A 25,223-nucleotide genomic window follows, 5' to 3' on the forward strand; every position below is an offset into this window, starting at 1 on the left:
TCTCGCGGATGTACGGCGAGTCCGTGCGGTTCGCGATCCCGGTGCCGGGGTCGCCGTAGTAGGTGGCGATGGTCTTCTTGACGGAGTCGATGTTCGGGATGCCCTCGCCGCCCTGGGTCGCGCCGGAGGACCCGTCGGCCGCCATCGTGAACTGCGTGGAGTGCACGACGACCCGTCGGGACCGCCGGAGCGCCCGCCGTGCCCCCGGCGTCGCCACGAGGCCGCCGAGCACGAGCCCGGCACCGATCGCCAGGGCGACCGAGACGGCCGCGACGAAGTCCAGCGCCGCGCTCGACGACCCGGACATGAAGTTGAGCAGGGCGCTCGACACGGCGACGCCGGGCAGCAGGGCGCCGCAGAACGCCGGCACCGCGATCGCCGCCACGGCCGTCCGCATCCGTGCGGCGGCGATCGTCGCGAGCACGCCGAGGAGCACCGAGGCGAGGAAGGTCGCTCCGAGCAGCGGGATGCCGACCTCGCGGAGGAGACGCAGAGCGGCACCGGCTGCCACCGAGAACACGACGGCGACCGGGATCACCCGCGCGCTCGCCTGTTGCACGAAGCAGTTGGCGGCCGCCGAGACGACGGTCAGCAGCAGGGACGCCCAGAGCGGCAGGGTCTGCAGGGCGATCCCGGACGGGTCCACCTCGATCCGCAGCCACTTCGTCACGGCGATGCCGGCGGGCACCCCGACGACGATCGCGGCGATGACGAGCCCGATGTAGAACGCCCGGGCCACCGCCATCGCCCGGAACCCCGAGATCGCGTCCTGCGCCCACGTGACGAGGGACGGGTGCGGGAGCAGGAGCACCACGAGCGCGGCCACCATCGTCGCCGCCTGCCCCCGGTGCAGCACGCCCGCCCAGATCGCGAGCGTGCCGATCGCCGAGGCCACCGCACCCTGCGCACCCGAGAACGAAGAACTGCGGGAAGCCCCGGCCGGTCAGCCACCGGCGGGAGACGATGATGCCGAGCATGAGCACGAACGCGCCGAGCCCCGCCCCGCCAGCCACCGCCGGCCTGCATCGCGATCGAGATGCCGAGGATCGAGAGCCCGACGTCGGCGGACCAGCGTGGCCACCGGGGCGGCAGCCGGAGCACGGCGACGAGGGCGCTCACAGCGGAGGTCATGTCGCGCTCGTCGTGCACGAGGTCGTCGACGATCTGGTTCGCCCGCGCCAACCGGTCGAGGTCCGAGCCGTCGGACTGCACCGTGCGGACCTTCACCAGCGGCGGGTGGTCGGCCGGCGCGTACTGGATCGTCACCGAACTGCCCGAGAAGTCGAGGTCGAGCGGTGCGAGGTTCCACTTCGTCGACACCGCGACGACGGCGGTCTCGACGCTCCGGGTGTCCGCGCCCGAGGCGAGCATGACCTCGGCGAGGTCGAGGCAGAAGTCGACGATCTGCACCGGCGAGTACTGCTCGCGGGCCCGGGTGTCCGGGACGACCTCTTCGTAGATCGTGCCGCGGAGCCGGGCCCGGGCATCGCGGATGTCGTGCTGCGCGAGGTTCCGGACGCGTGGCCGTGGTGGACGCCCGGGTCTGGCTCCGGGGAGGGACTGCTCGGCCATCCCGCCATCGTGCCAGTCGTCGACGCCCGAGTCCGGACGTCCGCTGGACGCCCTCAGTGCCGACGCTGTGCGCTGAGCCGTCCCGCGGCGAACGACGCGATGACGGCGCCTGCCAGCACGAGCACCGGCCCGACCGTCGACGGCCAGGCCAGGGAACCCGCGACGAAGGCGTAGTCGACCCGGGGTGCGACGCTGGCGAAGCCGACCGTGGAGGTCGGGGTGGTGAGGAGCAGCACGACGCCGACGACGAGGGCGGCCAGGCCGAGCCAGAGGGACACGTGGGTCCAGGGTGCGGGACGTGGCATGCCGTCAGCGTACGCAGACGGGAGGCGCGGNTCNNACCNGNACCGCGCCTCCCGTTCCGCGCGTCGAGCGCCTACTGCTCGAAGGTCGCGTGGAGCTCGATGTCGACGCCGGTGAGCGCCTTCGAGACGGGGCAGGTGGCCTTCGCCTCGTCGGCGGCCTTGAGGAAGGTCGCCTCGTCGATGCCGGAGACCTCGCCGGAGACGGTGAGGACGATGCCGGTCAGCTTGAACCCGCCGGCCGAGTCCGGGCCGAGCGAGACGTCGGCCTTGACGTCGAGCGCCTCGACCGTGCCGCCCGCCTCGCCGAGGACGGCCGAGAACTGCATGGCGTAGCACGCGGAGTGCGCGGCAGCGATGAGCTCCTCGGGGCTGGTGGTGCCGCCGGCGTCGTCGGCGGCACGCTTCGGGAAGGACACGTCGTACGTGCCGACCTTCGAGCTGGAGAGCTCGACCTGGCCGGAACCGTCGTTGAGGCCGCCGTTCCAGGCGGTGCGTGCGGTGCGCGTGGGCATGACCGCTCCTTTCGTGTGGGGGATCGGTCCCGATCGGGACCGCCGACGCCGAGTCAATCAGAGAACGCGCGTTCTCGCGAGGGCTCTCGGGGAAGACGCAGGTCTGCCCTACGATCGGGCGCATGGGGGACAGGGTGACCGCGGGCTTCCGCGACCGCGTGCTCGAGCCGGGGCCGGTCGACGTGACGAACCCGGTCGTCGCGTGGGTGCGGTTCTGGACGCAGGGCTGGCGGTTCCACGGGCGGGCGAGCCGGACGGAGTTCTGGTGGGTGATCGCCCTCGAGCTCGCCCTGACGGCGGCGGCGCTCTGGATCGTCGGCGTGCACGGCACGGGCGGACGGTGGGAGCTGTACGCGGACCCGTTCGGGGCGGTCGTCTCGCCGCGGGTGTCCTTCCACCTCGTCGAGGTGGAGCAGGGGGCCTGGTTCGGTTGGGGCTCGGGTCCTCGGGACGTCCGGCCGGACGCGTGGGACGCGGTCCTGCTCGCCGCGGTGATCGCGACCGTCGTGCCGCGGTGGTCGCTGCTCGTCCGACGCCTGCACGACCGTGACCACACCGGGAGGTGGATCCTGCTCCTCGTGTTCACCGGGCCGATCGGGTGGCTCGTGCTGACCGGCATGGTCGCCTCGCGGTCGCGCGCCCGGGGCGCTCGGTTAGACCGCGACCCGGTCGGCGGTCGGCAGGTGTCGAGCACGGATGAACCACAACTGTCGTCCTGAGCGACAGGTGTAATCTGGCGGGGTTCAAAGGAGACCCCATGCGCGCCGTCGTGTTCGAACAGTTCCAGACGTTCCCGTCCCTCACGGACGTCCCGAAGCCCACCCCGGGTCCGGGGGAGGTGCTCCTCAAGGTCGCCGGTGCCGGTGCGTGCCACTCGGACGTCGCCGTCTACCGCGAGTTCCAGGCGGGGCAGCCTGGAGCGCAGCAGCCCCCGTTCGTCCTCGGGCACGAGAACTCCGGCTGGGTCGAGGAACTCGGCGACGGCGTCTCCGGCTTCACCGCGGGTGACGCCTACCTCGTCTACGGCCCGGTCGGCTGCGGGCACTGCTCGTACTGCTCGAAGGGGCAGGACACGTACTGCGACAACGCCGCCACGAACCCGTACGCGGGCATCGGCCTCGGGCGCGACGGCGGGATGGCGGAGTACGTCACCGTGCCGGCACGCAACCTCGTGCCGCTGGGCGACGCCGACCCGATCGCGGCCGCACCGCTCAGCGACGCCGCGCTCACGCCGTACCACGCGATCAAGGCCTCGCTGCCGAACCTGGCCGGCGGTGGCAGGTACGCCCTCGTCGTGGGCCTCGGCGGACTCGGGCAGATCGCCGTCCAGATCCTCACGGCCCTCACCGGGGCGACCGTCATCGCGACGGACACGAAGCAGGACGCGATGGACCGCGCGGCCGCCCGGGGGGCGATCACCGTGCCGGGTGGCCCCGACCAGGCCGCTGCGATCCGCGAGATCACCGGCGGGCGCGGGGTGGACGCCGCGTTCGACTTCGTCGGGGCGACGCCGACGATCACCCTCGCCCAGGCGTCGATGGCGATCGGCGGGCGGTGCACCGTGGTCGGCATCGCCGGGGGCACCACGGAGTGGGACTTCTTCCGGACCCCGTACGAGTCGACCATCACGAACACGTACTGGGGCACCGTCGAGGACCTGCACGAGGTCGTCGCGATGTACCGTGCGGGGCAGATCGTCCCCGACGTCGAGCGCTACGCACTGTCCGACGCGCTCGAGGCCTACCGGAAGCTCGAGGCCGGCGAGCTCTCGGGCCGCGCGGTCGTGGTGCCGACGCTCTGACGCGGAGACGCGGAGACGCGGAGACGCGGAGACGCGGGGACGCGGGGCCGCGCGCTACCGGGTCACCGTCCCGCGGCGTAACCCTGCGCGCCCCGCGGGTTCGCCGCCGCGCCGAGCACCCCGGTCGCCGGGTCCCGCGTCACGCACGACAGCCGGCCGAGCGTCCAGTCGCCCGCGCGGGTGACGACGTGCCCGCGGGCCTCGAGGCCGGCGACCACGTCGTCGCCGATCCGGTCCTCGACCACGAGTCCAGCCGGCTCCCACGTGCGCGGCCAGAACGACCCCGGGAACGACGTCGTGTGCAGGGCGGGCGCGTCGATGGCCTGCTGCGGGGAGTACCCGCCGACGATCCAGCGGAGCAGGAACAGCAGCTGCCACTGGTCCTGTTGGTCGCCACCCGGTGAGCCGACCGCGGCGACCGGGACGCCGTCGCGGAGCACCAGGGTCGGGGTGAGCGTCGTGCGCGGGCGCTCGCCGGGGCGGAGGGTCGAGGCCGTGCCCTCCTCGAGCCAGGTCATCTGCAGGCGGGTACCCAAGCAGAAACCGAGCCCCGGGATCGTCGGCGAGGACTGCAGCCAGCCGCCGGACGGGGTCGCGCTGACGATGTTGCCCCAGCGGTCGACGACGTCGATGTGGCACGTGTCACCGCGGGTCTCGCCGTCCGGGGCCACGAACGGTTCGCCGCGGTCCTCGACGGGCGCGACCGCCGGGGCGTCCCGCTCGATGCGGACCGTCGGCTCGCCCGCGGACCCGGCGGCTCCGGCCGAGGCCTCGTGCGACGTCCGGACCGGCGGCATCGTGTGTCGGACGCCCTCGACGGTCCCGGGCCGCAGCTCGGCCGATGCCAGGTCCCCGATCAGGGCTCGGCGCTCGTCGGTGTACGCGTCCGACAGCAGGACGTCGAGGGGGACGTCGCCGTCGCCGTAGAACGCCTCGCGGTCGGCCAGCGCGAGCTTCTGTGCCTCGACGATCGTGTGCGCGCCGAGCTCGGTCGCGGGGTCGAGACGTGCGTCGTCGAGCGGCTCGAGCAGTCGCAGGGTCTGCAGGAGCGCCGGACCCTGTCCCCACGGCCCGGTCTTCGCGATGGTGCACCCGCGGAACTCCGCCGTCGTCGCCGGCTCGTAGGTCGCCCGGAAGGCCGCGAGGTCCGACGCCCGGATCACGCCGGCGTGGTCGGTCCCGGACGCGTGGCGGTGCGGCTGGCGGACGAACCGGTCGATCGCCTCGGCGACGAAGCCCTCGGCCCACTCGCCGCGGGCGGCGTCGATGCGCGCGCTCCGGCCGTCGACGCCGCTCCCGGCGGCGACGAGCCGTTCGAAGACCGAGGCGAGCGCCTCGTTGCGCACCACGTCCCCCGGGGCCGGCACCGCGCCTCCCGGCAGCCACTGCGCGGCGGAGGTGGGCCAGTGCTCCTCGAACAACCCGCGCACCGCCGTCATCGTCCGGACCACCGCCGGTGCGACCGGGTGGCCGTCCCGCGCGTAGCCGACGGCTGGTGCGAGGACGTCGGCGAGCTCCCACGTGCCGTGGTCGCGCAGCAGCAGGAGCCAGGCGTCCACGGCACCCGGCACGGTGGCGGCGAGGGCACCGGCTCCCGGGACGAGGTCGAGCCCCTCGGCGCGGTAGTGCTCCGGTGTCGCACCGGCCGGGGCGGGCCCCTGGCCGACGAGCACGGTCGGCGTCGGGTCGTCCTCGGTCGCGAACACCGCCGTGAGGTCGCCGCCGGGGCCGTTCAGGTGCGGCTCGACGACGTGCAGCACGAACGCTCCGGCGACCGCGGCGTCGAACGCGTTCCCGCCCCGTTCGAGCACGGACTGCGCGGTGGCGGTCGCGATCCAGTGCGTCGAGGCGACCATGCCGAAGGTGCCGGCGAGGTCCGGTCGCGTGGTCGTGGGGGCGGGCGGGGTGAATGCGGGGTTCGGCGTCGGCATGGTCCCATCCTGTCCTTGCGTGCATCCGCGGGTGCGCGCATACTGAACGCAGCGGTTAATTAACCGCAGTGTTCACCAAGGAGGCGACGATGACCACCGACCGCGTCGACGCCGTCCTCTCGGCCCTCGCCGACCCCATCCGTCGGCGGATCGTCGAGCGACTCGGGAAGGGCGAGGCGACCGTCACCGACCTGTCCGAGCCGTTCGACGTCAGCGCACCGGCGATCTCCCGACACCTCGGCGTCCTCGAACGCGCCGGTCTCATCACCCGTGAGCGGCACGGCACGTGGCGCACCTGCCGGCTCCGGCCCGAGGCCGTCACCGAGCTCGCCGGGTGGCTGAGCGGGCTGCAGCCGGTCTGGGACCGCCGGTTCGACAGCCTGGAGGCGCTGCTCGCCTCCCAGCGTCCGCCCGCCACCGTGGGCGGCGCGTCCACAGCACCCACCGTCCCGTCCGACGACCAGCAGGAGCAGTCATGACCGAGCAGTTCTCCGCCCACGCCACCCACCGGTTCGCGTACCCCGTCCAGGACGTCTACCGCGCGTTCGTCGACCCCGCACAGCTCGCGCTCTGGTTCGGGCCGCTCGGCTTCCACGTCCCCGTCGCCACCGTCGAGGTCGACGCCCGCGTCGGTGGGGCCTGGAACCTCACCATGGTGAGCAACGACGACCCCGGGTGGGCCTCGCCCGTGCAGTCGACGCTCCAGGAGGTCGAGGAGAACCGGATCATCGTCGGGACGTCGACCGCCGAGGGCATCCCCGGCATCGAGGACGGGACGCCGCTGTCCCTCACGCTCGAGTTCGCCGAGGACGGCGACGGCACGGTCGTCACGCTCACCCAGGGCCCCTTCCCCGAGGTCATGCGGGACATGAACATCGCCGGGTGGACGCAGTCGTTCCACAAGCTCGAGGCCCTGCTCGGCGCCCCGAAGGCCTTCTTCCAGATGCCCTGACGACATGGAGTGCCCCCGGAACTGGGGTTGTCCGGTCCGGGCAATGGGGTTGTGCGGGCTCCACGAAAAGGTGACCATCGTTCGGCGGCGTGTCGAGAGCGCGTCGCCGAACGGTCGGCAGGGGCTCGGCCGGATCCAGATCAGGGGTTCCATGACCAGCACACCGTCCTCCGTCGCGCGCGCTCGCCGACTCCCACGACTCGCAGCCGCGGTCGTGGCCATCGTCGTCGTCGCCGGTGGTGCCGTCGGGATCGCCGAGCCGGCGTCGGCAGCCGTGGTCTACACGGGGAAGGCGCCTGCCGGTACGACGCTGCAGCCCGGCGACTCGGTGACCTCGCCGAACGGCCAGTTCCGGCTGATCCTGCAGGGTGACGGCAACCTCGTCGAGTACGGCGTCGGCAACCAGGTGCTCTGGGCGTCCAACACCTCGAACCAGCCCGGTGCCGTGCTGACGATCGGGCGGAACCGCGCCGTCGACCTGCTGCGGAACGGCAAGCGCATCGTCCGCTGGGCCTCCGCCGGCACCGCGCAGTCCACCGAGTTCGCGGTCCGCGCCGACGGCACGATGGGCCTCTACTCGGGCAAGACCGCGATCGTGAACTGGACGAGCCAGCAGGGCGTCGTGCCCGCCGGCAACTCGATCTACTCCGGCACCGTGCTCAGCTCGGACACGAGCGGCACCCGTCGCCTGACGATGCAGACCGACGGCAACCTCGTGCAGACCGTCAACCGCAAGGTCGTCTGGCAGTCCGGGACCGCCGGGCACGCGGGCGCCTGGGCAGAGCTGCGCAAGGACGGCAACTTCGCCGTGGTCGGTCGCGACGCCGCACAGAAGAAGGTCACGCTCTGGAACTCGCGGACCGGCACCGCGGGCGCCGGCACGCTCATGGTGCAGGTGGACGGCAACGTCGTGCTCTACGGCGGCAAGGACACCCGCGTCTGGTCGACCAAGCCCGTCACGGGCATGATGTGGCCGGTCGCGAGCACCAAGATCTCCGGACGCTACGGCGACGACCGCGGCGCCGGGCACGTGCCGCGGTACCACCAGGGCGCCGACGCCCCGGTTGCGGTGGGCACGCCCGTGTACGCCTCGGGGACCGGCACGGTGACGAGCACCGTCGCGAACAACGCGTCGTACGGCAACTACATCGTCGTGACCTACGGCAACGTCACGGTCCTCACCGCGCACCTCAGCGCGATCGAGGTCAAGCCGGGGCAGATCGTGTCCGTGCGCACCGAGATCGGGAAGTCCGGCAACACCGGGCAGTCGACCGGGCCGCACGTGCACGTCGAGACCCGGCGGGCGGGGTCGCTCTTCGACCCGTTGACGCTGCTGCACTTCCGGTAGTGGAACGGCCCGCACCCGAGTCGAGTGCGGGCCGCCGTCTCAGTCCCTCCGCCAGACGTCGAGCAGGAGCCTGGCGACAGCCACGAGCAAGCTCGCGACCGGCAACCAGGACACCCGACGCCTGGGCTCGGACCCGTTGTCCTTCGACATCGAGACCGCCTCCGGTGTGTCAGCGCCGGCGGACACGAGGAGCGGGGTGCCGAGGGGTGCGTCCGTGACCGGGGTCACGTATGCTGGCTCCGAGCGAAACGCTCGGGACACTGTGCGTCCCTCTGGCACTCCACTCGGAGAGCAACTCGGAGCCCATCACCGTTGCCGCGGTGGTGGGCTTCAACCTTGCCCGGGGCGATCGTCCGGCGACCGCCGCCCCGCGCAACAGCCTACGGTGATGATGTGTGATGTTCCACTGCGCTAGTCTGGCCACTGCCCGCGAAGTGGGGGCGCGAGCAATCGCGTTGGTGACAGGTCTTCAACTAACGTTGGATCGACCCAGGGGAGGAACGATGGAGTTCGAAGAACGCCTTGCTGCACTGGCCACGAAGGTCCAGAACCAGCGCGAGGCCATCCAGACCGAAGAAGCGACGAAGAACGCGTTCGTCATGCCGTTCATCTCGACGATCCTCGGCTACGACGTGTTCAACCCGCTGGAGGTCGTGCCGGAGTTCACCGCCGATGTCGGTGTGAAGCGCGGCGAGAAGGTCGACTACGCGATCATGCGCGATGGCGAGGTGCAGATCCTCATCGAGTGCAAGAAGTCCACCGAGCCGCTGAAGATCGAGCATGCGTCGCAGCTGTTCCGCTACTTCTCCGTCACCAACGCCCGCATCGCGGTGCTCACGAACGGCGAGGTCTACAACTTCTACACGGACCTCGACGCGCCGAACAAGATGGACGACCGGCCGTTCCTGGTGCTGGACCTCGCTGACATCGACGAGACGCTCCTCCCGGAGTTGAGCAAGCTCACGAAGGACGTGTTCGACCTCGACTCGGTCATCAGCGCGGCGGAAGAGCTCAAGTACGTCGGCTCGATCAAGCGGGCGATCGCCGCGCAGTTCCGCGAGCCCGAGGAAGACTTCGTCCGTCTCTTCGCCTCTCGCGTCTACGACGGCCGTTTCACCCAGGAGGCGCGGACACAGTTCACGACCCTGGTCGCGAAGGCCTCGAAGCAGTTCCTGAACGAGCAGGTCAACGATCGCCTCAAGACGGCTCTCGGCGCCTCCTACACGTCGCCGGTCGGAGCGGAAGCACCTGCGGAAGCCATGACGAGCGCGGCAGTCGCGGAGGACGATCTCGACCGGGACACCGAGATCGAGACCACGCTCGAGGAACTCGAGGGGTACCAGATCGTCAAGGCGATCGCCTGCAGCGAGGTGAAGCCGGACCGCATCGCGCACCGCGACCAGAAGTCGTACTTCGCCGTCCTGCTCGACGACAACAACCGCAAGCCGATCGCTCGTCTGTGGTTCAACGGCAAGAAGCAGAAGTACCTCGGGCTGTTCGACGAGAACAAGGTCGAGACCAAGCACCCGATCGACGCGCTCGACGACATCTACCTCCACGCCGAGGCGATCAGGACTTCCGTCCAGCGGTACGAATCATGAGGATCGTCAGCATTCGCGTGCGCAACCGGATCGTGGATGACCACGGCACGGTCACCCTGCCGAAGCGCTGGGCGGTCAGAAGTACAGAAGCCCCGCCAGAGGCGGGGCTTCGCGCCCGGTAGTCGAGACATCCGGGAGTGTCTGACAACGCTATCCGAGACGCAGGCCACGAGCGAACTCGGCACCGGTGGTCAGGACAGGCTCGGCCGCGGGGGCCGAAGGGCGCGTCCGCGACCGGGGTCACGGACGCTGGCTCCGAGCGAAACGCTCGGGACGTCGCGTGTCCCTCTGGCACTCCACTCGGAGAGCAATCCGGAGCCCATCACCGTTGCCGCGGTGGTGGGCCCCAACCTTGCCCGGGGCGATCGTCCGGCGGCCGAGGCCCTCGCGTCCTGATCGTTCGACGTCGGCCGTAGGGTGGACGGGATGGAGAAGCGCGGCGGACGGGTCATCGTGTTGGTGGCGATCGGGATCGTGGCGGGGATCCTCTCCGGCCTGTTCGGCGTCGGCGGCGGGGTCATCGTCGTGCCGGCCCTGATGGCGTTCCTCCACCTCGACCAGCGCCGGGCATCGGCGACGTCCCTCGTGGCGATCGCCCCCGCGGCCGTCGTCGGGGCGATCACGTACGGCGTGCAGGGCGAGGTGCACTGGCTCGCGGCCCTGACCCTGGCGGTCGGCAGCGTCGTCGGTGCCCCGATCGGCGCGCGGCTCCTGCGGGCGCTGCCACTGCGGGTCCTGCCGTGGATCTTCGTGGGGTTCATCGCCGTCGTGCTCGTCTCGTTGTTCGTGGCGGTGCCGACGCGCGGGGGCGAGGTGCACTTCGGTGTGGTCGAGGCCATCGTCCTGCTGCTGCTCGGGCTGCTGTCGGGCGTGCTGTCCGGGCTCGTCGGGGTCGGCGGCGGGGTCGTCATCGTGCCGGGGCTCGAGGTTGCGCTCGGCGCGGGCGACCTGCTCGCGAAGGGCACCTCGCTGCTCACCATGGTGCCGACGTCCGTCTCGGGCACGGTGGCGAACCTCCGGCGCCGAGCGGTGGACCTCCGGGTCGGCCTCACGATCGGCGTCACGGCCGCGATCTGCGCTCCCGGAGGCGCGTGGATCGCCCGCCTCGTCGATCCGCAGGTGGGCACCTGGCTCTTCGCCGCGTTCCTCGTGGTGGTCGCGGTGATCGTCCTGCGCCGCGGTCGCCGGACCGCACCGCGGAACGAGGCGACGGACGGGGAGGTCGCGTGACGCGCCTCCAGTCCGGCGGTGGACGGAACCCCGCGGATGCGGAGGCCGTGCTCGCGGCGTTCGCGCGCACACCCGGTGACGTGCCGGCGGCGCGACGCGTCGCGCGGCAGTTCGCCGACCTCGACGAGGGTGAGCGGTCCGCGCTGCTCTGGAGCGAGGACCGGGGCGCGCGGCTCGTCGCCGTCCTGCTCCTCGTGCAGGCGATGCGGGAGCACCCGGACCCGGAGCTGACCGACGAGTACCTGTCGGCGGCGAAGGCGGAGCGGTTCGACGACACGGTGCTGGTCGACCTCGGAGCGGAGGAGCTCGTGGGCGCCCCGCTCGTCGAGGGCTCGACCGGACCGCTGTTCGCGCTCGTGAAGTCCGACGTGGCGATGGTCCGTCGGATCGCGGTCGTGGCCACCCTGGCGTTCGCGAAGCAGGGTGACGCCGAGGTGCCGCTCGCCATCGCGGGGCGGCTCGTGCGGGAGCGGAACGACACCGTGCAGTCAGCGCTCGGCCGGGTGCTCCGCGAGACCGGCAAGCGGGCGTCCGAGGCGGCGCTCGTGTCGTTCCTTGAGCGGCAGGGACGATTCCTGAGCCCCACGGCCCGGGCGACGGCGACCGAGCACCTGCCGTCGGCGGAACGCGACCGACTGCGCGGCTGACCCTGCAGGCCAGCGCGCTGACACCGTCCTGACGTCGGACGGCGCCACCCGGCGATGGCTCAGTCGGAGGCGGTGGGCTCCGCGAGGACGGTCGTGAGCGACACGACGACGCCGTCCCGGACCTCGACGACGTCGACGCCCCGGACCGCCGGCGCACCGACCGGGCCGAAGCCCCACGCGAGGACCCCGTGGTGCTCGGAGACGTAGCGACGCCCCTCCTCGACGAACTGGAACGCACCGGGTGCCTCGTCGAGGATCCCCGCGGCCTTCTGGTCGAGGGCGTCCCAGCCGGTGACGGTCCCCTCGGGGTCGGTGAAGGTCACGTCGGGGGAGTACGTCCGCTCGATCGCAGCGCGACGTGCGGCAGCGTCGCGGTTCCCGAAGACGTCGTGGAGGTTCGTGGTCAGCAGCTCGGACACGGTCGGCATGGGCGGAGCCTAGCCTGGGCGCATGGACACCGAGGTGCCCCGACCCCGCATCGACGCCGCGCTCGTGGAACGGCTCGTGGCCGCGCAGTTCCCGGAGTGGGCCGGGCTGCCCGTCCGCGAGGTCGATCCGCAGGGGTGGGACAACCGCACCTACCGGCTCGGCAGCGAGTTGGCCGTCCGGCTGCCGAGCGCGGCCGGGTACGTCGCAGCGGTCGAGAAGGAGCAGCGGGTCCTGCCGTACCTCGCGGCGCGGCTCGACGTCCCGGTGCCGGAGCCGGTCGGCCTGGGGGTCCCGGCCGAGGACTACCCGTTCCCGTGGTCGGTCCGCCGCTGGATCGACGGCACGGTCGCTGCCCGGGCCTCGACCCTCGACCGACGGGCCCTCGCCGCCGACGTCGGTGCGGTGCTCCGGCAGCTGCGGGCCGTGCCGGCGGGTGACGGTCCGGTCGCCGGGGCGCACTCGTTCCACCGGGGAGTGCACCCGTCGCACTACGCGCCCGAGGTGGTCGCGGCGCTCGACCGGCTCGGTGACGACGTCGACCGTCATGCGTGCGAGGCGGTCTGGGGCGCAGCGACCGCCTCGGCCTGGGACCGGCCGGCCGTGTGGTTCCACGGCGACGTCGCCCCGGGCAACCTGCTCGTCGACCGGGACGGACGGCTCTCGGCCGTGATCGACTTCGGCACGTGCGGTGTCGGTGACCCGGCGGGCGACCTCGTCCTCGCCTGGACGTTCCTCGACCCGGAGGCGCGACGGGTGTTCCGCGACGCCGTCGGCCTCGACGCCGGCACCTGGGCGCGGGCGCGGGGCTGGGCGCTCTGGAAGGCGCTCATCATGCTCGCGGGGAGCGCCGGGCCCGGGGACCGCGCGGAGCACGAGGCGGTGCTGGGGGCGGTCCTCGCCGATCCGGTCGCGACCTGAGCTGCGCGTCAAGCAGCCGGGCCGCCGCGCGCAGCCCGGCCCACCCGGGTAGCCAGACCGCCCGTCGGGGTCGGGGTCGGGGCCGGGGCCGGGCCGGCGGGGCTAGGGCGTCAGCGCCGCGTCCAGCACGAGGTCGAGCGCCGCGACCTGTCGCTCGGGCGTCCACCGCTCGGGGTCGCCCGCGGCCAGCGCGGTGATCCCCTCGACGGTCGCGACCAGGGCAGCCGCGCGGTCGTCACACACCGCATCCGCCAGGCCGGTCGCGAGCGCGAGCAGTCGAGCGAGTCGCCCGGCGAAGGAGCGGCTGTTCGTCACGTGCTGGTCGCGCAGCACGGGGTCACCGAGCGCGGCGGCGAGGAACGCGACCCACGCCCGGGCCTCGGCGAGGCGCCCGGCATCGACGGCGAGTGCGCCGCCGGCCACCGCCCGCACCGCTGCTGCCGCATCCGGGGCGTCCGCCTCGAGTGCGTCGGCACGGACCCTGGTGCGGTCGTGCAGGACCTGTCGGGCGTGCAGGAGGAGGGCGCGCTTGTCGGGGAACGTGTGGAGGACGAGCCCCGTCGTGCACCCGGCGCGTTCGGCGACGGCGCGGAGCGTCAGGCCGGTCGGACCGAGGTCGGCGAGCGTCGTGAAGACGGCCTCGGACAACCGGGTCCGCTGGGCGGCGTCGTCTCGGGTCCGGGGCACACCGGAAGCGTAACAGGTGTTACCGTAACGATCGTTACCGAAAGGATCGCCATGCGCTGGACCATCACGACCGTCCCGTTCGACCACGCGGACGCCGACCGGCTCCGCCGAGCACAGCGGCAGGAGCTCGACGCGCGCTACGGGACGGACGACCACGAGCCCGGCGTCCCGCCGACCGCGGCCGACGTCCCGGTGTTCGTCCTGGCGTGTGGGGAGGACGGCTCCGCGATCGCCTGCGGCGGGCTCCGGCCGCTCCCCGACGACGTCCTCGGTGCCGGGGTCGTGGAGATCAAGCGGATGTACACGGCGCCGTCCGCTCGGGGGACCGGTGTGGCGACGGCGGTGCTCCGGCGGCTCGAGCAGGAAGCGGTGCGGGCGGGCGCGGGCTCGGTGGTCCTCGAGACCGGCACGGCGCAGCCCGACGCGATCCGGTTCTACGAGCGCGAGGGGTACACGGCGATCCCGCTCTTCGGTGCCTACGCCGGGTCGACGAACTCGGTGTGCTTCGGCCGGCGACTCGGCCCGGCCCCCGACGTCATCGGAGCAGGGTCAGCGTGAGAACACGTCGTCGAGCGTGTACGTCCCGAGCCGACGCTGCCGGACGAGGGCGCCCAGCCGGGGGAGCGCGCCGATGGTCCCCGGGAAGTTCGCGTGGCCGATCACGATCCGACCCGGCGTGAACCACTGGTCGGCGAACCCGACGATCTGTCCGGCGCCGATGTCGCCGGAGTCCGCGAGCGTCCCGTACCAGAGCAGCGGTGTCGTGTAGCCGACCCGTGCGGCGGCGGCGTCGACCCGGGCGTCGTGGTACCCGTACGGCGGTCGGAAGTACGGGCGTGCGTCGACGCCGAACGTCCGCTCGATGAACTCGTGGTTGCGGGTCAGCTCGTCCTCGATGGCCTGGTCGCCGAGCTTCGTCAGGGCCGGGTGGTCCCAGGTGTGGTTGCCGATCTGCACCTGCCCCGACGCGATGAGGGGCCGCAGCACGTCGGCGTGCTCCGTCCACGAGGGCCGGACGCCGTTCACGAAGAAGGTGAGCCGGGTGCCGGTCTCGGCCGCGAAGCGGGCGTAGGCGCCGACGACGTCGGATGACGCGCCGTCGTCCACGGTCCAGGCGATCCCGGGTGTCCCGGCGGGCAGTCCGGTGACGGTGCCTGCCGGCAGCGGTGTCCTCGTGAGCGTCGGCTGCACCCACGTCGGCGTCGGCGTCGGTGTCCGGGTGGGAGACGGGACGGGCGTCGGGGTCGGCGAGTGCGTCGCGACGGCCTCCCGTCGCGGTCCGGTGGGCGCACAGGCGGAGAGCGCTCCGGCCGCGAGCAGGGCGCCCGCTCCGGCGAGCAGGGAGCGGCGGGTGGTGCGGTGGTCCATCCGCACCAGCATCGGGTGACCGGCCGGTCGGGCGCATCGGCTCCCGGGACGATCCGGTTGGCCGATCGGCCACCGGGGCCACGGGGACCGGGCCAGGAGGCGCGGCTCGCGTCCGCCACGGACCGCGCTGGCCGGACGGGGCTGGGAACGCACCACGGGGCGGGCGGGTACCGACGTGGGGAGACGAGCCGCGCCTCCTGGCCGACTCGAAGCGACCACGAGAGGAACACGACGTGCGCGCACTGACCTGGCAGGGCACCGAGAAGGTGTCCGTCGAGACCGTCCCCGACCCGACAATCCAGCAGCCGACCGACGCGATCGTGCGGATCACCTCCACGGCGATCTGCGGCTCCGACCTGCACCTGTACCGGGTCCTCGGTCCGTACATCGACAGGGGCGACGTCCTCGGGCACGAGCCCATGGGCATCGTGGAGGAGGTCGGCAGCGCCGTCACGAACCTGAAGGTCGGTGACCGCGTCGTCGTCCCCTTCAACATCTCGTGCGGGCACTGCTACATGTGCGAACGCGGACTCCAGTCGCAGTGCGAGACCACCCAGGTCACCGAGTACGGCTCCGGCGCCGCGCTCTTCGGCTACACGAAGATGTACGGCCAGGTGCCCGGCGGCCAGGCCGAGTACCTCCGCGTGCCGCACGCCGACTACGGGCCGATCGTCATCCCCGACGACGGGACGCCCGACGACCGCTGGCTGTTCCTCAGCGACATCCTGCCCACGGCGTGGCAGGCCGTGCAGTACGCGAACGTCCCCGAGGGCGGGACGCTCGCGGTGCTCGGCCTCGGCCCCGTCGGCCAGTTCGCCGCCCGCATCGGCGCGCACCTCGGCTACCGGGTGCTCGCCGTCGACCCCGAGCAGGTCCGCCGCGACCTCGGAGCGAAGCACGGTGCCGAGGTGTTCGACCTGACGAAGGACGTCGTCCCGCAGCTGGTCGACCTGACCGACGGTCGCGGTCCCGACGGCGTCGTCGACGCGGTCGGCATGGAGGCGCACGGCAACCCGGTCGCCGGCTTCGCCCAGCGCGCCGCCGGGCTCCTGCCCGACAAGCTCGCACAGAAGGCGATCGAGACCGCCGGCATCGACCGGCTCGCCGCGGTGCACGCGGCGATCGACCTCGTCCGCCGCGGTGGCACGGTCTCGCTGAGCGGCGTCTACGGCGGGATGGCCGACCCCATGCCGATGATGACGCTCTTCGACAAGCAGATCACCGTCCGCGAGGGGCAGTGCAACGTGAAGCACTGGATCGACGACATCATGCCGCTCGTGCAGGACCCGTCCGACCCGCTCGGCACGCTCGACCTGACCACCCACCGGGTCTCGCTCGAGGACGCTCCGCACATGTACGAGGTGTTCCAGAAGAAGGAGGACGGCTGCGTCAAGGTCGTGCTCGACCCCGCGATGGCCGCGGCCTGATGCGGATCGTCGTCGTCGGCGGGACCGGCAACCTGGGGACCGCGGTGCTCCGGCGGCTGACGACGGTCCGGGCCGAGGGCACCGCCGTCGAGGTCGTCGGGGTCGCCCGACGGCTGCCGGACCTCCGCGCCGAGCCCTACGGGGAGGCCGTCTGGCACGCCGTCGACATCGGAGCCCCGGACGCCGTCGACCAGCTCGCCGCCGTGTTCCGGGGCGCGGACGCCGTCGTGCACCTCGGCTGGGCCCTGCAGCCGACGCACGACATCCCGGCGCAGTACCGGACGAACGTGACCGGGACCGCCAACGTCCTCGAGGCCGTCGCCCGGGTCGAGGTGCCCCAGGTCGTCGTCGCCTCGTCCGTGGGGGCGTACCGCGGGGTCGACGTGGACGGCAAGCGGACGCCCGTCGACGAGGAGTTCCCCGTCACCGGGATCCCGACCGCCACGTACTCGATCCACAAGGCCCAGAACGAGGCGGCGATGGACGCGTTCGCGGCAGCCCACCCGTCCGTCGTCGTGACCCGGCTGCGACCCGGCCTGGTCTTCCAGCGCAGCGCCGCCGCCGAACTCCGCGGGCTCTTCCTCGGCCGCCTCGTGCCGATGTCGGTCGTCCGGTGGATCCGCTGGGCGGTCCTGCCCCTGCCGCTCGCGTTCGTGTTCCAGGCCGTGCACGCCGACGACGTCGGCGATGCCTTCTGGCGAGCGATCGACCGGCGTGCCGGCGGGGCGTTCAACATAGCTGCCACACCCGTGCTCACCCCGCCGAGGATGGCGCGGGCGTTCGGCATGCGCGGCGCGGTGCGGGTGCCGATGTGGGCGATCCGCGGACTCGTCACGCTCACCTGGCGGCTGCGGTTGCAGCCGACGGACGCCGGGTGGGTGGACATCGCGGCCCGGGTGCCGATCATGCGGACCGATCGGGCGCGGTCGGTACTCGGATGGGAGGCGCGGCACAGCTCCGAGGAGGCCTTGCGCGAGCTCGTGGCCGGGTTCCGGGACGGGGCGCGGGTGCCGGGGTCGGGGCCGTTGCGCGGGTGACGGGTGGCCCCTTCGTGGGACAGCGCTCGGGCCGGGGACGCGCTACGGTCGGATCGTTCCGACGAAGGGGGACGGCGTGTTCGGGAACTTGTTGGGTGACGGCATGGATGGCGGGCTCGGCGCGTTCGGCGCGTTCGGGGTGCTGTTCGGCGTGGTCGCGGCCGTGATCGGTCTCGGGTTCGTCGCGATCGTCGTGACGGTCGTCCTCCGCAGCGCACGGATGGCGAAGCGGGGCCAGAACCCGTTCACCATGCAGGAGGACCTGGCGTACCAGGCCATGCAGAGCCGGACGCTGGCGCCCGAGAAGTCGCTCGAGCAGCGGCTCGCCGAGCTGGACGAGCTGCACGCCCGCGGCGTCATCTCGGACGAGGAGCACCGCGCCGCCCGGGCCGAGGCCCTCCGCGCGTGATCACCGCCGAGACCCACAACCCACTGGTGCCGCCCGTCTACGACCTCGTCTGGAGCGTGGTGGTGGCGCTCGTGGTGGTGGCCGTCGTCGTCGCGATCGTGTTCGTCGTCCGACGGCCCCGCCGCGCGACGGGCGGTTCCCGTGAGCAGCGGCTCGCCGAGCTCGACGACCTGCGCGCCCGCGGCGTCATCTCGGACGACGAGTACCGCGCCGCCCGGGCCGAGGCCCTCCGCGACTAGCCTGGGCGGGTGCTGCGACCGATCGACCTGCTCGGGGAGTGGACCCTGCACCGCACGGTCCTCGACCGACGTGCGGGCATCGACGGCCTCGTGACCGGGACCACCACGCTCTCGTGCACGGCCCCGGACGCGGTCCGCTGGGACGAGGTCGGCACGATGGCCTTCGACGGCCGCACCGTCCCGGTCTCCCGGACGCTCTGGGTCCGCCGCGGCTCGGACGACGACGACGACTGGACGGTGCACTTCTCGGACGGTCGGGTGTTCCACGACTGGGTCTGGGGATCGGCGGTGTCCCACGCCTGCGCGCCCGACGACTACTCCGGGGTGCTCGCCGGCGACACGGAGCGCTGGACGGTCCGGTGGGAGGCGCACGGCCCGGCGAAGGACTACGTCCTCGACAGCACGCTGCGACGTCGGTCCCTCGCGGCAGACTGAGCGCATGCCCCGCAGCTCCGGTACCGACGCCCCGCGCACCACCCTGACCGAACCGACGGACCTCGACGACTGGACTCCGGGGCCCGGAGACGTCCTCACGGGCGACCGGATCGAGGGCAAGCGCATCGACGTGCTCGACCTCGCGGGGGAGCGGCTGCCGGACCTCGAGATCGAGGAGTCGGTCATCGGCACGCTCCGGGCGGACGGCGCCGACCTGCGGGGACTGCGGGTGCGCGACGCGATCGTCGAGACGCTGGACGCCCCGGTGTTCCGCGCGTCGAGCAGCTCCTGGCGCGAGGTCCGGATCGCCGGCGGCCGGATCGGCTCGGCCGAGCTGTACGACACGACGCTGAACGGCGTCGAGTTCGTCGGCATGAAGCTCGGGTTCGTGAACCTCCGCGGCTCGACCGTCACCGACGTCGTGTTCCGGGACTGCGTCGTCGACGAGCTCGACATCGCCGACGCCCGGCTGCTGCGCGTGTCGTTCGAGGGGACGAGCATCCGCGCGGCCGAGGGGTCGAACACGCGGATCGACCACGTCGACCTCCGGGCCGCCGACCTCGACCGGGTGGAGCGGCTCGAGGGGTTCCGCGGCGCGACGATCGCGGCCGACCAGCTGTACACGCTCGCGCCGCTCCTCGCCGCCCAGGCGGGTTACCGCGTCGACTGACCGTCGCCGGCCGCGCGGTGCACGCGGTCGCGCGCTGCCTCACGCGGCGGCGCGCGCCGCCAGCGCCACCGCCAGGTCGGCCTGCACGAGGTCGCCGTGCAGCGCCGCGCCCGCCTGCGTGCCCGCAGCCGCCGAGGCGATGACGGTGGCCATCGGCGCCGCCACGTTCCCGGCGGCGTAGACACCCCGGACGCTCGTCTGTCCGGCGCCGTCCACCGTCAGCGCGCCGGCGAAGCGGTGGTCGCCCATGAACTGGTCGGTGGCCTCGAGCCCGAGCCCCGCGAGGAACCCGACCTGCGCCTCGACCGTGCTCGCCGCGGCCAGGGCGTCGAGCGCCACGAACTCGCCGGATGCCAGCGAGACGCCGGTGAGCCGCTCGCCGTCGGACACCACGGACGTGACCGGACCGGTCACGACCGCGACGCCACGGGCCGCAAAACCGTCCAGGGTGGTGTCGTCGACGAGTGCCAGGTCCGTGACGAACGCCGTCACGTCCTCGCTGAGCGCGCGGAACATGAGCACCTGGTGTGCCCCGATCGGTGACGTCACGAGCACGCCGATGCGCTGGTCGCGGATCTCCCACCCGTGGCAGAACGGGCAGTGCACGACGCCGCGCCCCCACTGCTCGGCGAGGCCCGGGACCTCCGGCAGGACGTCCCGGGCGCCGGAGGCGACGACCAGACGGCGGGCCGTGACGACCGCGCCGGACTCCAGCGAGACCGAGAAGCCGACCGGGTCGACACCGTCACCGTCGGTGGCGGACGCGGCCACGATCCTCCCGGTCGTCACCTCGACGCCGTAGGCGGCCACCTCGTCGCGACCGACCGCTCCGAGCGCCGCCGGCGAGGCCCCCTCGCGCCCGAGGTAGTTGTGCACCCCTGCGGCCCGGGCGTTCCGTGGTTCGCCGGAGTCGACGACCAGCACGGACCGTCGCGACCGGCCGAGGACGAGTGCAGCTGACAGACCGGCGGCTGCTCCGCCGATGACGATGACGTCGTAGTGATCACGCATGCGTGCATCCTGCGGATCCCCACGCAAGGATGGCAAACATCGTTGCCGGTCTGGCAACATGGACGCCGTGGCGACGGACCGGGAGGAACGGATCACCCCGCGCACGACGGCCGAGGTCGTCGACGGGGTCGGTCCACGACTCCGCGCGCTGCGGACGCGCCGGGACGTCACGCTCGCGGCACTCGCCGCCGAGACCGGCATCTCGGTCTCGACGCTGTCGCGGCTCGAGTCCGGCCAACGGAAGCCGACCCTCGAGCTCCTGCTGCCGCTCGCCCGGGCGTACCAGGTGCCCCTCGACGACCTGGTCGGAGCGCCGAGGACCGGCGATCCCCGGGTACACCTCGCACCGGAGGTGCACGGCGGCCGGGTGGTGGTGCCGCTCACTCGACGGACCGGTGGTGTGCGGTCGTTCAAGCAGCTCATCCCGCCGGAACCGCCGAACACGGACCGGACCCTCCGGACGCACGAGGGCTACGAGTGGCTCTACGTGCTGTCCGGACGACTCCGACTGCTCCTGGGCGACCGCGACTTCGACCTCGGGCCCGGTGAGGTCGTCGAGTTCGACACGCACACGCCGCACTGGGTCGGCAACACCACGGACGAGGTCACCGAGGTGCTCTGCCTGTACGGCCCCCAGGGTGAGCGGGCGCACATCCGGTCGCGTCCGGCCGACCGCTAGAAGACGTGTGCGATGACGTCGTCGAGCAGGCCCGACGTCGTGACGTTCGACTGCTGGATGTGGATGCCGACGTCGCCGCGCGTGTAGTAGGTGTCGCCGTCGGTGACCGGGTACTGGCTGTTCTCGGAGATCTCCTGGCAGCGGTAGCCGTACCCGTCGAGCGAGCAGTCGTAGCCGTTCAGTGCCGACTTCAGGTGTGGGTATGCCGTGGTCGAGTCCACCGTCGCGACCCGGATCGACAGGAACGTCGTGTCCGCCTGCGGGTCCCGCCAGACGCAGTACAGCTGCTTGCCGTCGGGCTGCAGCACCGGCGTGAGGTCGTCCTTCGGGACCGCCACCGGGCTCCCGACGACGGCCGGGTCGTTGAGCGGGGCGTCGGCGAAGGCCGAGTCCCACCTGCCGGCCGTGATGAGCCCGCTGCAGGAGTCGGGGAGTCGCCCGGCGTCGTCGTCCACGCCGGGGACGGGCGTGATCGTGGACGTCGGGCGAGGGCTGGCGCTCGTCGGGGCGGTCGGGGGAGCGGTGGTGGCTGCCGCACTCGTCGACGCCCCGTCGGACGGGCCGGTTCCGACCCCCGACGTCGCCTGGGCGCACCCGGTGAGCGGGAGCGCCGCGAGTGCGAGCAGCGCGAGCCCGGTGGTCCTGTTCCGTCGCACGAGTTCCCCCTGGTGTCGATCGCGGGCCCACCTGCGGACCCGGACCGGACGGTAGTCGCGCTCGGTCCCGGACGACCCGATCGTCATCCGATCGTGTCCTGTGTGTGTCAGTCCCGCCAGACCATCCGCGGTGCCAGCAGACGGTGGCCGGTGGACGCGGGCAGGACCGTCCGCCCGGCACCCATGAGCAGCTCGACCGCGGCCGACGCGACCTCGACCAGGGGCTGTTCGACGCTCGAGATGCCGACCGCCTCGGCCACCGGGGTGTCGTCGTAGCCGACCACCGGCACCGCCGCGTCGAGGGCGAACCGCGCCCCGAGGGCGAGCGTGTCGGACGCGCAGACGAGGGCGTCGAACCCCTCGCCGTGCCGGAGGGCGTCCGCCACCGTCGCGGTGGCCGCCGTCACGTCGTCCCCGCAGGTGAGCCCGGCGTCCTCGGGCAGACCGGAGGCGCGCATCGCGTCCTGCCAGCCCCGTCGGCGCTCGTCGCCCTGGCCGGAGGGGCTCGGCCACCCCAGGAACCCGATCCGCCGGTGCCCCCGGGCGAGCAGGTGCGCGGTGGCGTCGTGCACGCCCGCTCGCCCGTCGACGTCCACCCATGGATGCGGTGCGGCGTCCATGTCCGGCAGCCCCCACGGTCGCCCGAAGGTCACGAAGGGGATGTCCCGCGTGCCGAGCCAGGCCGCACGCGGATCGCCGTGGAAGGTCGAGGAGAGGACGAACCCGTCGACGTCCGACCCCTCGACGAGGCGTTCGATGTGGGCGAGTTCGTCGTCGACGTCGGTGGCCGTGAAGAGCAGGATGCGCATGCCGCGCTCGTCGGCGCTGTCGACCAGGGCGTGCAGGAAGCGGTCGAGCACCGCGCCGGAGATGCCGTGCACCGGTTCCAGCCGGACGCCGAGGGTCGAGCTCTGGCGCGTGCGGAGGCGCCGGGCGGACGCGTGCGGGCGGTACCCGAGGTCGTCGATGGCGGCCTGCACCCGCGAGAGCGTCGTGGGTCGGACGACCTCAGGCCGGTTCAGCACGTTCGACACCGTCTGCCGCGAGACGCCGGCGGCGAGGGCGACGTCGGCGACGGTGGCGGGGTGCGACATGGGGTTCACCGTAGCGCCTCCGCGGTGTATGGTCGACTCGTTTGATCGATCAAATTTGAACGATCGAAGTACGAACTCGACGAGGAGTCCCCCTGATGCAACGACGCACAGCACGCATGCTGACCGCGGGAGCGATGGCGCTCACCGCAGCCCTGACCCTCTCCGCCTGCGGATCCGGTTTCTCCAGCTCGGGGACGAGCGGCTCCGGGGGCTCCGGCGGCTCCGCCGCGAAGCTCACCTCGAGCAACGACCCGCTCACCGTCCTGATCGGTTCGTCCGGCGACGCCGAGACCGCCGCCGTGAAGAGCGCCGCCGCCGCGTGGTCGAAGTCCTCCGGCACCGATGCGACCGTGCAGCCCGCGAACAACCTCGACCAGCAGCTCGCCCAGGGCTTCGCGGCCGGCAAGCCCGCCGACGTCTTCTACGTGAGCACGTCGTCCCTCGCCGGGTACGCGGCGAACGGCTCGCTGCTGGCGTACGGCGACCGGCTGCAGGGCTCGAGCGACTTCTACCCGACGCTCACGAAGTCGTTCACCGTCGACGGCACGCTCTACTGCGCACCGAAGGACTTCTCCACGCTCGCGCTGTTCATCAACACGAAGGACTGGAAGGCCGCCGGGCTCACCGACAGCGACGTCCCCACCACGTGGGACCAGCTGAAGACCGTCTCCGAGAAGCTCACCCGTGACGGTCGGGTCGGCCTGACCACGAGCCCCCAGGTCGAACGCCTCGGTGCGTTCATGGCCCAGGCCGGCGGCGCCCTGACGAACAGCGCCCAGACGAAGGCGACGGTCGACTCGAGCGCGAACGTCGAGGCACTCGACTACGTCAAGGGGCTGCTCCAGGACGGCTCGATGCAGTTCTCGAGCGACCTCGGCGAGAGCTGGGGCGGTGACGCCTTCGGCAAGGGCAAGGCGGCGATGACGATCGAGGGCAACTGGCTCACCGGTGCGATGTCGTCGAGCTACCCGAGCGTCGACTACCGGGTCGTCGCCCTGCCGAAGGGGCCGAAGGGCGCCGGCACCCTGCAGTTCACGAACTGCTGGGGCATCGCCAAGGACTCGCCGAACCAGAAGGCGGCGCTGTCCTTCGTCGAGAAGATGACCAGCACGGACCAGCAGCTGGCATTCGCGAAGGCCTTCGGCGTGATGCCCTCGGTCGAGTCGGCCGCGAGCACCTGGAAGCAGGAGTACCCCCGGGACGCGGCGTTCCTCGACCAGGCCGACGCCGCCCAGGGCCTGCCGAACGCATCCGGGACCGCCGACGTCCTCGCCGACTTCGACTCGAAGCTCGGCAGCCTCAGGACGACCGACACGAAGACCCTGCTCGAGGGCGTCCAGAAGAACATGGCCGCCGCGCTGAAGGGCTGACGGACGTGTCCCGGAAGAACCGCGCCGAGGCCGTCTCGGGCTGGCTGTTCACCGCGCCGACGATCATCGTCCTCGGCCTGTTCCTGCTCGTCCCCGTCCTGATGGCCGCGTGGGTGAGCGTCTCCGACTGGCGTGGGGTCGGCAGTCCGTTCTCGTCCGACGTCTCCTTCGTCGGCGGGCAGAACTACGCGAAGATCCTCGGCGGCGGAGGCCTCGACGAGCAGAACTTCGGCACCGCGCTGCGGAACAACCTCTGGTACGTCGTGTTCGTCGTGCCGCTGCAGACCGCCGTCGCGCTCGGGCTCGCCCTGCTCGTCAGCGGACGGGCGCTGCGCGGGCGCGGGTTCTTCCGGACCGCGTTCTACTTCCCCTCGGTGACCAGTTCCGTCGCCATCACCGTCCTCTGGCTGTTCCTGTTCTCGTCCACCGGCGCCGTGAACAAGGTCATCAGCTGGATCGGGATCACCGGTCCGAACTGGTTCAACGAGCCGACCGGGCTGTTCCACCTCGGTGCGGGCACCCCGCCGGCGTTCCTCGCCGACCACACACTGCTCGGCGTCTCGTGGTGGGAGTGGCTCGCGGGCCCGTCGGTCGCGATGACGGCGTTCATCCTGCTCGCGGTGTTCACGACGAGCGGCACGTTCATGCTGCTCTTCGTCGCGGCGCTGCAGAACCTGTCGCCGGACGTCGACGAGGCGGCGATGATCGACGGCGCTGGATCGTGGACGCGGTTCTGGCGGGTCACCCTGCCGCAGCTGCGCCCGACGCTCTTCACGGTGCTGACCCTCCGCCTGATCGGCACCTGGCAGGTGTTCGACCAGATCTACACGGGCACTCAGGGTGGCCCGGCGAACACCACGCTGACCCCGGCCTACCTGTCGTACACGTCGGCGTT

The 25,223-nt window shown here is 72.3% G+C and carries 30 protein-coding genes and 1 pseudogene; 19 read left to right on the forward strand and 12 right to left on the reverse strand.

What is annotated here, in order from left to right; translation table 11 throughout:
* The 4 genes and pseudogenes from I5E_RS22895 to I5E_RS15780 all read right to left on the reverse strand — a co-directional run.
* The coding region (locus I5E_RS22895; RefSeq protein WP_261974972.1) for a threonine/serine exporter family protein at nucleotides 1-895 on the reverse strand (895 nt) is incomplete at its 3' end.
* Between the two features lie 167 nt (nucleotides 896-1,062).
* A pseudogene (locus I5E_RS26770) lies at nucleotides 1,063-1,572 on the reverse strand (threonine/serine exporter family protein); the annotation flags it as partial.
* Nucleotides 1,573-1,625: 53 nt separating this feature from the next.
* A complete protein-coding gene (locus I5E_RS15775; RefSeq protein WP_148287000.1) occupies nucleotides 1,626-1,877 on the reverse strand; it encodes a hypothetical protein in 252 nt (83 codons plus the stop codon).
* A gap of 71 nt (nucleotides 1,878-1,948) precedes the next feature.
* A complete protein-coding gene (locus I5E_RS15780; protein WP_022907830.1) occupies nucleotides 1,949-2,389 on the reverse strand; it encodes an OsmC family peroxiredoxin in 441 nt (146 codons plus the stop codon).
* Nucleotides 2,390-2,511: 122 nt separating this feature from the next.
* Here I5E_RS15780 and I5E_RS15785 point away from each other — a divergent pair, with 122 nt between their 5' ends.
* Together I5E_RS15785 and I5E_RS15790 are read left to right on the forward strand one after the other, a co-directional pair.
* A complete protein-coding gene (locus I5E_RS15785) occupies nucleotides 2,512-3,108 on the forward strand; it encodes a DUF805 domain-containing protein (RefSeq protein WP_022907831.1) in 597 nt (198 codons plus the stop codon).
* 38 nt (nucleotides 3,109-3,146) lie between these two features.
* Nucleotides 3,147-4,190, forward strand: a complete 1,044-nt coding sequence (locus I5E_RS15790; RefSeq protein WP_022907832.1) for an NAD(P)-dependent alcohol dehydrogenase — start codon at nucleotides 3,147-3,149, stop codon at nucleotides 4,188-4,190.
* A 62-nt stretch (nucleotides 4,191-4,252) separates the two neighbouring features.
* Here the strand turns inward: I5E_RS15790 and I5E_RS15795 are convergent, their stop codons facing one another.
* On the reverse strand, nucleotides 4,253-6,121 hold the full coding sequence (locus tag I5E_RS15795; RefSeq protein WP_022907833.1) for a gamma-glutamyltransferase family protein: 1,869 nt from the start codon (nucleotides 6,119-6,121) through the stop codon (nucleotides 4,253-4,255).
* An 89-nt stretch (nucleotides 6,122-6,210) separates the two neighbouring features.
* On the opposite strand from I5E_RS15795, the gene I5E_RS15800 reads away from it, so the two are divergent.
* The 3 genes from I5E_RS15800 to I5E_RS22910 all read left to right on the forward strand — a co-directional run bounded on the left by I5E_RS15800 (nucleotide 6,211) and on the right by I5E_RS22910 (nucleotide 8,421).
* Nucleotides 6,211-6,600: an ArsR/SmtB family transcription factor gene (locus I5E_RS15800; protein WP_083858009.1), complete on the forward strand. Its 390-nt coding sequence runs from the start codon at nucleotides 6,211-6,213 to the stop codon at nucleotides 6,598-6,600.
* Nucleotides 6,597-7,073: an SRPBCC family protein gene (locus I5E_RS22905; protein ID WP_022907835.1), complete on the forward strand. Its 477-nt coding sequence runs from the start codon at nucleotides 6,597-6,599 to the stop codon at nucleotides 7,071-7,073. The genes I5E_RS15800 and I5E_RS22905 overlap by 4 nt, the downstream gene beginning before the upstream one ends.
* A gap of 151 nt (nucleotides 7,074-7,224) precedes the next feature.
* On the forward strand, nucleotides 7,225-8,421 hold the full coding sequence (locus tag I5E_RS22910; RefSeq protein WP_187290521.1) for a peptidoglycan DD-metalloendopeptidase family protein: 1,197 nt from the start codon (nucleotides 7,225-7,227) through the stop codon (nucleotides 8,419-8,421).
* Between the two features lie 39 nt (nucleotides 8,422-8,460).
* Here I5E_RS22910 and I5E_RS15815 read toward each other — a convergent pair whose 3' ends face one another.
* The gene (locus tag I5E_RS15815; protein WP_022907838.1) at nucleotides 8,461-8,649 is read right to left on the reverse strand and encodes a hypothetical protein; all 189 of its coding nucleotides are present in this window, start codon (nucleotides 8,647-8,649) and stop codon (nucleotides 8,461-8,463) included.
* 275 nt (nucleotides 8,650-8,924) lie between these two features.
* Here I5E_RS15815 and I5E_RS15820 point away from each other — a divergent pair, with 275 nt between their 5' ends.
* The 3 genes from I5E_RS15820 (at nucleotide 8,925) to I5E_RS22915 (ending at nucleotide 11,899) form a co-directional block, all read left to right on the forward strand.
* Nucleotides 8,925-10,022 carry a type I restriction endonuclease gene (locus I5E_RS15820; RefSeq protein WP_022907839.1) on the forward strand — a complete coding sequence of 366 codons (1,098 nt, stop codon included), beginning with the start codon at nucleotides 8,925-8,927 and terminating at the stop codon, nucleotides 10,020-10,022.
* A gap of 426 nt (nucleotides 10,023-10,448) precedes the next feature.
* Nucleotides 10,449-11,252 carry a sulfite exporter TauE/SafE family protein gene (locus I5E_RS15825; RefSeq protein WP_022907840.1) on the forward strand — a complete coding sequence of 268 codons (804 nt, stop codon included), beginning with the start codon at nucleotides 10,449-10,451 and terminating at the stop codon, nucleotides 11,250-11,252.
* The gene (locus tag I5E_RS22915; protein WP_022907841.1) at nucleotides 11,249-11,899 is read left to right on the forward strand and encodes a DNA alkylation repair protein; all 651 of its coding nucleotides are present in this window, start codon (nucleotides 11,249-11,251) and stop codon (nucleotides 11,897-11,899) included. The genes I5E_RS15825 and I5E_RS22915 overlap by 4 nt, the downstream gene beginning before the upstream one ends.
* A 59-nt stretch (nucleotides 11,900-11,958) precedes the next feature.
* On the opposite strand, the gene I5E_RS15835 is transcribed toward I5E_RS22915, so the two are convergent.
* A complete protein-coding gene (locus tag I5E_RS15835; protein ID WP_022907842.1) occupies nucleotides 11,959-12,327 on the reverse strand; it encodes a nuclear transport factor 2 family protein in 369 nt (122 codons plus the stop codon).
* 22 nt (nucleotides 12,328-12,349) lie between these two features.
* Between I5E_RS15835 and I5E_RS15840 the strand changes: the two genes are divergently transcribed.
* The gene (locus I5E_RS15840) at nucleotides 12,350-13,246 is read left to right on the forward strand and encodes an aminoglycoside phosphotransferase family protein (protein WP_022907843.1); all 897 of its coding nucleotides are present in this window, start codon (nucleotides 12,350-12,352) and stop codon (nucleotides 13,244-13,246) included.
* 102 nt (nucleotides 13,247-13,348) lie between these two features.
* Here the strand turns inward: I5E_RS15840 and I5E_RS15845 are convergent, their stop codons facing one another.
* Nucleotides 13,349-13,933 carry a TetR/AcrR family transcriptional regulator gene (locus tag I5E_RS15845; protein ID WP_022907844.1) on the reverse strand — a complete coding sequence of 195 codons (585 nt, stop codon included), beginning with the start codon at nucleotides 13,931-13,933 and terminating at the stop codon, nucleotides 13,349-13,351.
* 51 nt (nucleotides 13,934-13,984) lie between these two features.
* Between I5E_RS15845 and I5E_RS15850 the strand changes: the two genes are divergently transcribed.
* Nucleotides 13,985-14,491 (forward strand): GNAT family N-acetyltransferase, encoded by a 507-nt coding sequence (locus I5E_RS15850; protein WP_022907845.1) that lies wholly within the window; start codon nucleotides 13,985-13,987, stop codon nucleotides 14,489-14,491.
* On the opposite strand, the gene I5E_RS15855 is transcribed toward I5E_RS15850, so the two are convergent.
* Nucleotides 14,483-15,301, reverse strand: a complete 819-nt coding sequence (locus tag I5E_RS15855) for a polysaccharide deacetylase family protein (RefSeq protein ID WP_031262950.1) — start codon at nucleotides 15,299-15,301, stop codon at nucleotides 14,483-14,485. The two genes, I5E_RS15850 and I5E_RS15855, sit on opposite strands and share 9 nt — an antisense overlap.
* 233 nt (nucleotides 15,302-15,534) lie before the next feature.
* Between I5E_RS15855 and I5E_RS15860 the strand changes: the two genes are divergently transcribed.
* From I5E_RS15860 to I5E_RS15890, 6 genes are all read left to right on the forward strand, one after another.
* Nucleotides 15,535-16,728, forward strand: a complete 1,194-nt coding sequence (locus I5E_RS15860) for a zinc-dependent alcohol dehydrogenase (RefSeq protein WP_022907847.1) — start codon at nucleotides 15,535-15,537, stop codon at nucleotides 16,726-16,728.
* Nucleotides 16,728-17,765 (forward strand): NAD-dependent epimerase/dehydratase family protein, encoded by a 1,038-nt coding sequence (locus I5E_RS15865; protein ID WP_022907848.1) that lies wholly within the window; start codon nucleotides 16,728-16,730, stop codon nucleotides 17,763-17,765. Before I5E_RS15860 ends, I5E_RS15865 begins: the two co-directional genes overlap by 1 nt.
* Nucleotides 17,766-17,868: 103 nt before the next feature.
* The gene (locus I5E_RS15870) at nucleotides 17,869-18,174 is read left to right on the forward strand and encodes an SHOCT domain-containing protein (RefSeq protein ID WP_042723963.1); all 306 of its coding nucleotides are present in this window, start codon (nucleotides 17,869-17,871) and stop codon (nucleotides 18,172-18,174) included.
* A complete protein-coding gene (locus tag I5E_RS15875; RefSeq protein ID WP_022907850.1) occupies nucleotides 18,171-18,413 on the forward strand; it encodes an SHOCT domain-containing protein in 243 nt (80 codons plus the stop codon). The genes I5E_RS15870 and I5E_RS15875 overlap by 4 nt, the downstream gene beginning before the upstream one ends.
* A 9-nt stretch (nucleotides 18,414-18,422) precedes the next feature.
* The gene (locus tag I5E_RS22920; RefSeq protein ID WP_022907851.1) at nucleotides 18,423-18,848 is read left to right on the forward strand and encodes a DUF6314 family protein; all 426 of its coding nucleotides are present in this window, start codon (nucleotides 18,423-18,425) and stop codon (nucleotides 18,846-18,848) included.
* Between the two features lie 4 nt (nucleotides 18,849-18,852).
* A complete protein-coding gene (locus tag I5E_RS15890; protein ID WP_022907852.1) occupies nucleotides 18,853-19,518 on the forward strand; it encodes a pentapeptide repeat-containing protein in 666 nt (221 codons plus the stop codon).
* 39 nt (nucleotides 19,519-19,557) lie between these two features.
* Here I5E_RS15890 and I5E_RS15895 read toward each other — a convergent pair whose 3' ends face one another.
* Nucleotides 19,558-20,529, reverse strand: a complete 972-nt coding sequence (locus I5E_RS15895; protein WP_022907853.1) for an NAD(P)/FAD-dependent oxidoreductase — start codon at nucleotides 20,527-20,529, stop codon at nucleotides 19,558-19,560.
* A gap of 58 nt (nucleotides 20,530-20,587) precedes the next feature.
* Here I5E_RS15895 and I5E_RS15900 point away from each other — a divergent pair, with 58 nt between their 5' ends.
* Nucleotides 20,588-21,208: a helix-turn-helix domain-containing protein gene (locus tag I5E_RS15900; RefSeq protein ID WP_022907854.1), complete on the forward strand. Its 621-nt coding sequence runs from the start codon at nucleotides 20,588-20,590 to the stop codon at nucleotides 21,206-21,208.
* On the opposite strand, the gene I5E_RS15905 is transcribed toward I5E_RS15900, so the two are convergent.
* Complete coding sequence (locus I5E_RS15905) at nucleotides 21,205-21,864, reverse strand: hypothetical protein (RefSeq protein ID WP_148287002.1); 660 nt, start codon at nucleotides 21,862-21,864, stop codon at nucleotides 21,205-21,207. The genes I5E_RS15900 and I5E_RS15905 overlap by 4 nt on opposite strands.
* A 107-nt stretch (nucleotides 21,865-21,971) precedes the next feature.
* A complete protein-coding gene (locus I5E_RS15910) occupies nucleotides 21,972-22,958 on the reverse strand; it encodes a LacI family DNA-binding transcriptional regulator (protein WP_031262954.1) in 987 nt (328 codons plus the stop codon).
* Between the two features lie 95 nt (nucleotides 22,959-23,053).
* Between I5E_RS15910 and I5E_RS15915 the strand changes: the two genes are divergently transcribed.
* Both I5E_RS15915 and I5E_RS15920 read left to right on the forward strand, forming a co-directional pair.
* The gene (locus tag I5E_RS15915) at nucleotides 23,054-24,328 is read left to right on the forward strand and encodes a sugar ABC transporter substrate-binding protein (protein ID WP_022907857.1); all 1,275 of its coding nucleotides are present in this window, start codon (nucleotides 23,054-23,056) and stop codon (nucleotides 24,326-24,328) included.
* Between the two features lie 5 nt (nucleotides 24,329-24,333).
* Nucleotides 24,334-25,223, forward strand: an 890-nt coding sequence (locus I5E_RS15920) for a carbohydrate ABC transporter permease (RefSeq protein ID WP_022907858.1), incomplete at its 3' end; no start/stop codon positions are given.

Origin of the sequence: Curtobacterium sp. B18, from assembly GCF_000333375.1 — a bacterium.
Lineage (GTDB): Bacteria > Actinomycetota > Actinomycetes > Actinomycetales > Microbacteriaceae > Curtobacterium.

Coding starts and splice junctions, on each gene's coding strand:
- I5E_RS15775 (WP_148287000.1), bottom strand. CDS start 1,877: ATGCCACGTCCCGCACCCTGGACCCACGTGTCCCTCTGGCTCGGCCTG.
- I5E_RS15780 (WP_022907830.1), bottom strand. CDS start 2,389: ATGCCCACGCGCACCGCACGCACCGCCTGGAACGGCGGCCTCAACGAC.
- I5E_RS15785 (WP_022907831.1), top strand. CDS start 2,512: ATGGGGGACAGGGTGACCGCGGGCTTCCGCGACCGCGTGCTCGAGCCG.
- I5E_RS15790 (WP_022907832.1), top strand. CDS start 3,147: ATGCGCGCCGTCGTGTTCGAACAGTTCCAGACGTTCCCGTCCCTCACG.
- I5E_RS15795 (WP_022907833.1), bottom strand. CDS start 6,121: ATGCCGACGCCGAACCCCGCATTCACCCCGCCCGCCCCCACGACCACG.
- I5E_RS15800 (WP_083858009.1), top strand. CDS start 6,211: ATGACCACCGACCGCGTCGACGCCGTCCTCTCGGCCCTCGCCGACCCC.
- I5E_RS22905 (WP_022907835.1), top strand. CDS start 6,597: ATGACCGAGCAGTTCTCCGCCCACGCCACCCACCGGTTCGCGTACCCC.
- I5E_RS22910 (WP_187290521.1), top strand. CDS start 7,225: ATGACCAGCACACCGTCCTCCGTCGCGCGCGCTCGCCGACTCCCACGA.
- I5E_RS15820 (WP_022907839.1), top strand. CDS start 8,925: ATGGAGTTCGAAGAACGCCTTGCTGCACTGGCCACGAAGGTCCAGAAC.
- I5E_RS15825 (WP_022907840.1), top strand. CDS start 10,449: ATGGAGAAGCGCGGCGGACGGGTCATCGTGTTGGTGGCGATCGGGATC.
- I5E_RS15835 (WP_022907842.1), bottom strand. CDS start 12,327: ATGCCGACCGTGTCCGAGCTGCTGACCACGAACCTCCACGACGTCTTC.
- I5E_RS15840 (WP_022907843.1), top strand. CDS start 12,350: ATGGACACCGAGGTGCCCCGACCCCGCATCGACGCCGCGCTCGTGGAA.
- I5E_RS15850 (WP_022907845.1), top strand. CDS start 13,985: ATGCGCTGGACCATCACGACCGTCCCGTTCGACCACGCGGACGCCGAC.
- I5E_RS15855 (WP_031262950.1), bottom strand. CDS start 15,301: ATGGACCACCGCACCACCCGCCGCTCCCTGCTCGCCGGAGCGGGCGCC.
- I5E_RS15865 (WP_022907848.1), top strand. CDS start 16,728: ATGCGGATCGTCGTCGTCGGCGGGACCGGCAACCTGGGGACCGCGGTG.
- I5E_RS15870 (WP_042723963.1), top strand. CDS start 17,869: ATGGATGGCGGGCTCGGCGCGTTCGGCGCGTTCGGGGTGCTGTTCGGC.
- I5E_RS15890 (WP_022907852.1), top strand. CDS start 18,853: ATGCCCCGCAGCTCCGGTACCGACGCCCCGCGCACCACCCTGACCGAA.
- I5E_RS15895 (WP_022907853.1), bottom strand. CDS start 20,529: ATGCGTGATCACTACGACGTCATCGTCATCGGCGGAGCAGCCGCCGGT.
- I5E_RS15900 (WP_022907854.1), top strand. CDS start 20,588: ATGGACGCCGTGGCGACGGACCGGGAGGAACGGATCACCCCGCGCACG.
- I5E_RS15910 (WP_031262954.1), bottom strand. CDS start 22,958: ATGTCGCACCCCGCCACCGTCGCCGACGTCGCCCTCGCCGCCGGCGTC.
- I5E_RS15915 (WP_022907857.1), top strand. CDS start 23,054: ATGCAACGACGCACAGCACGCATGCTGACCGCGGGAGCGATGGCGCTC.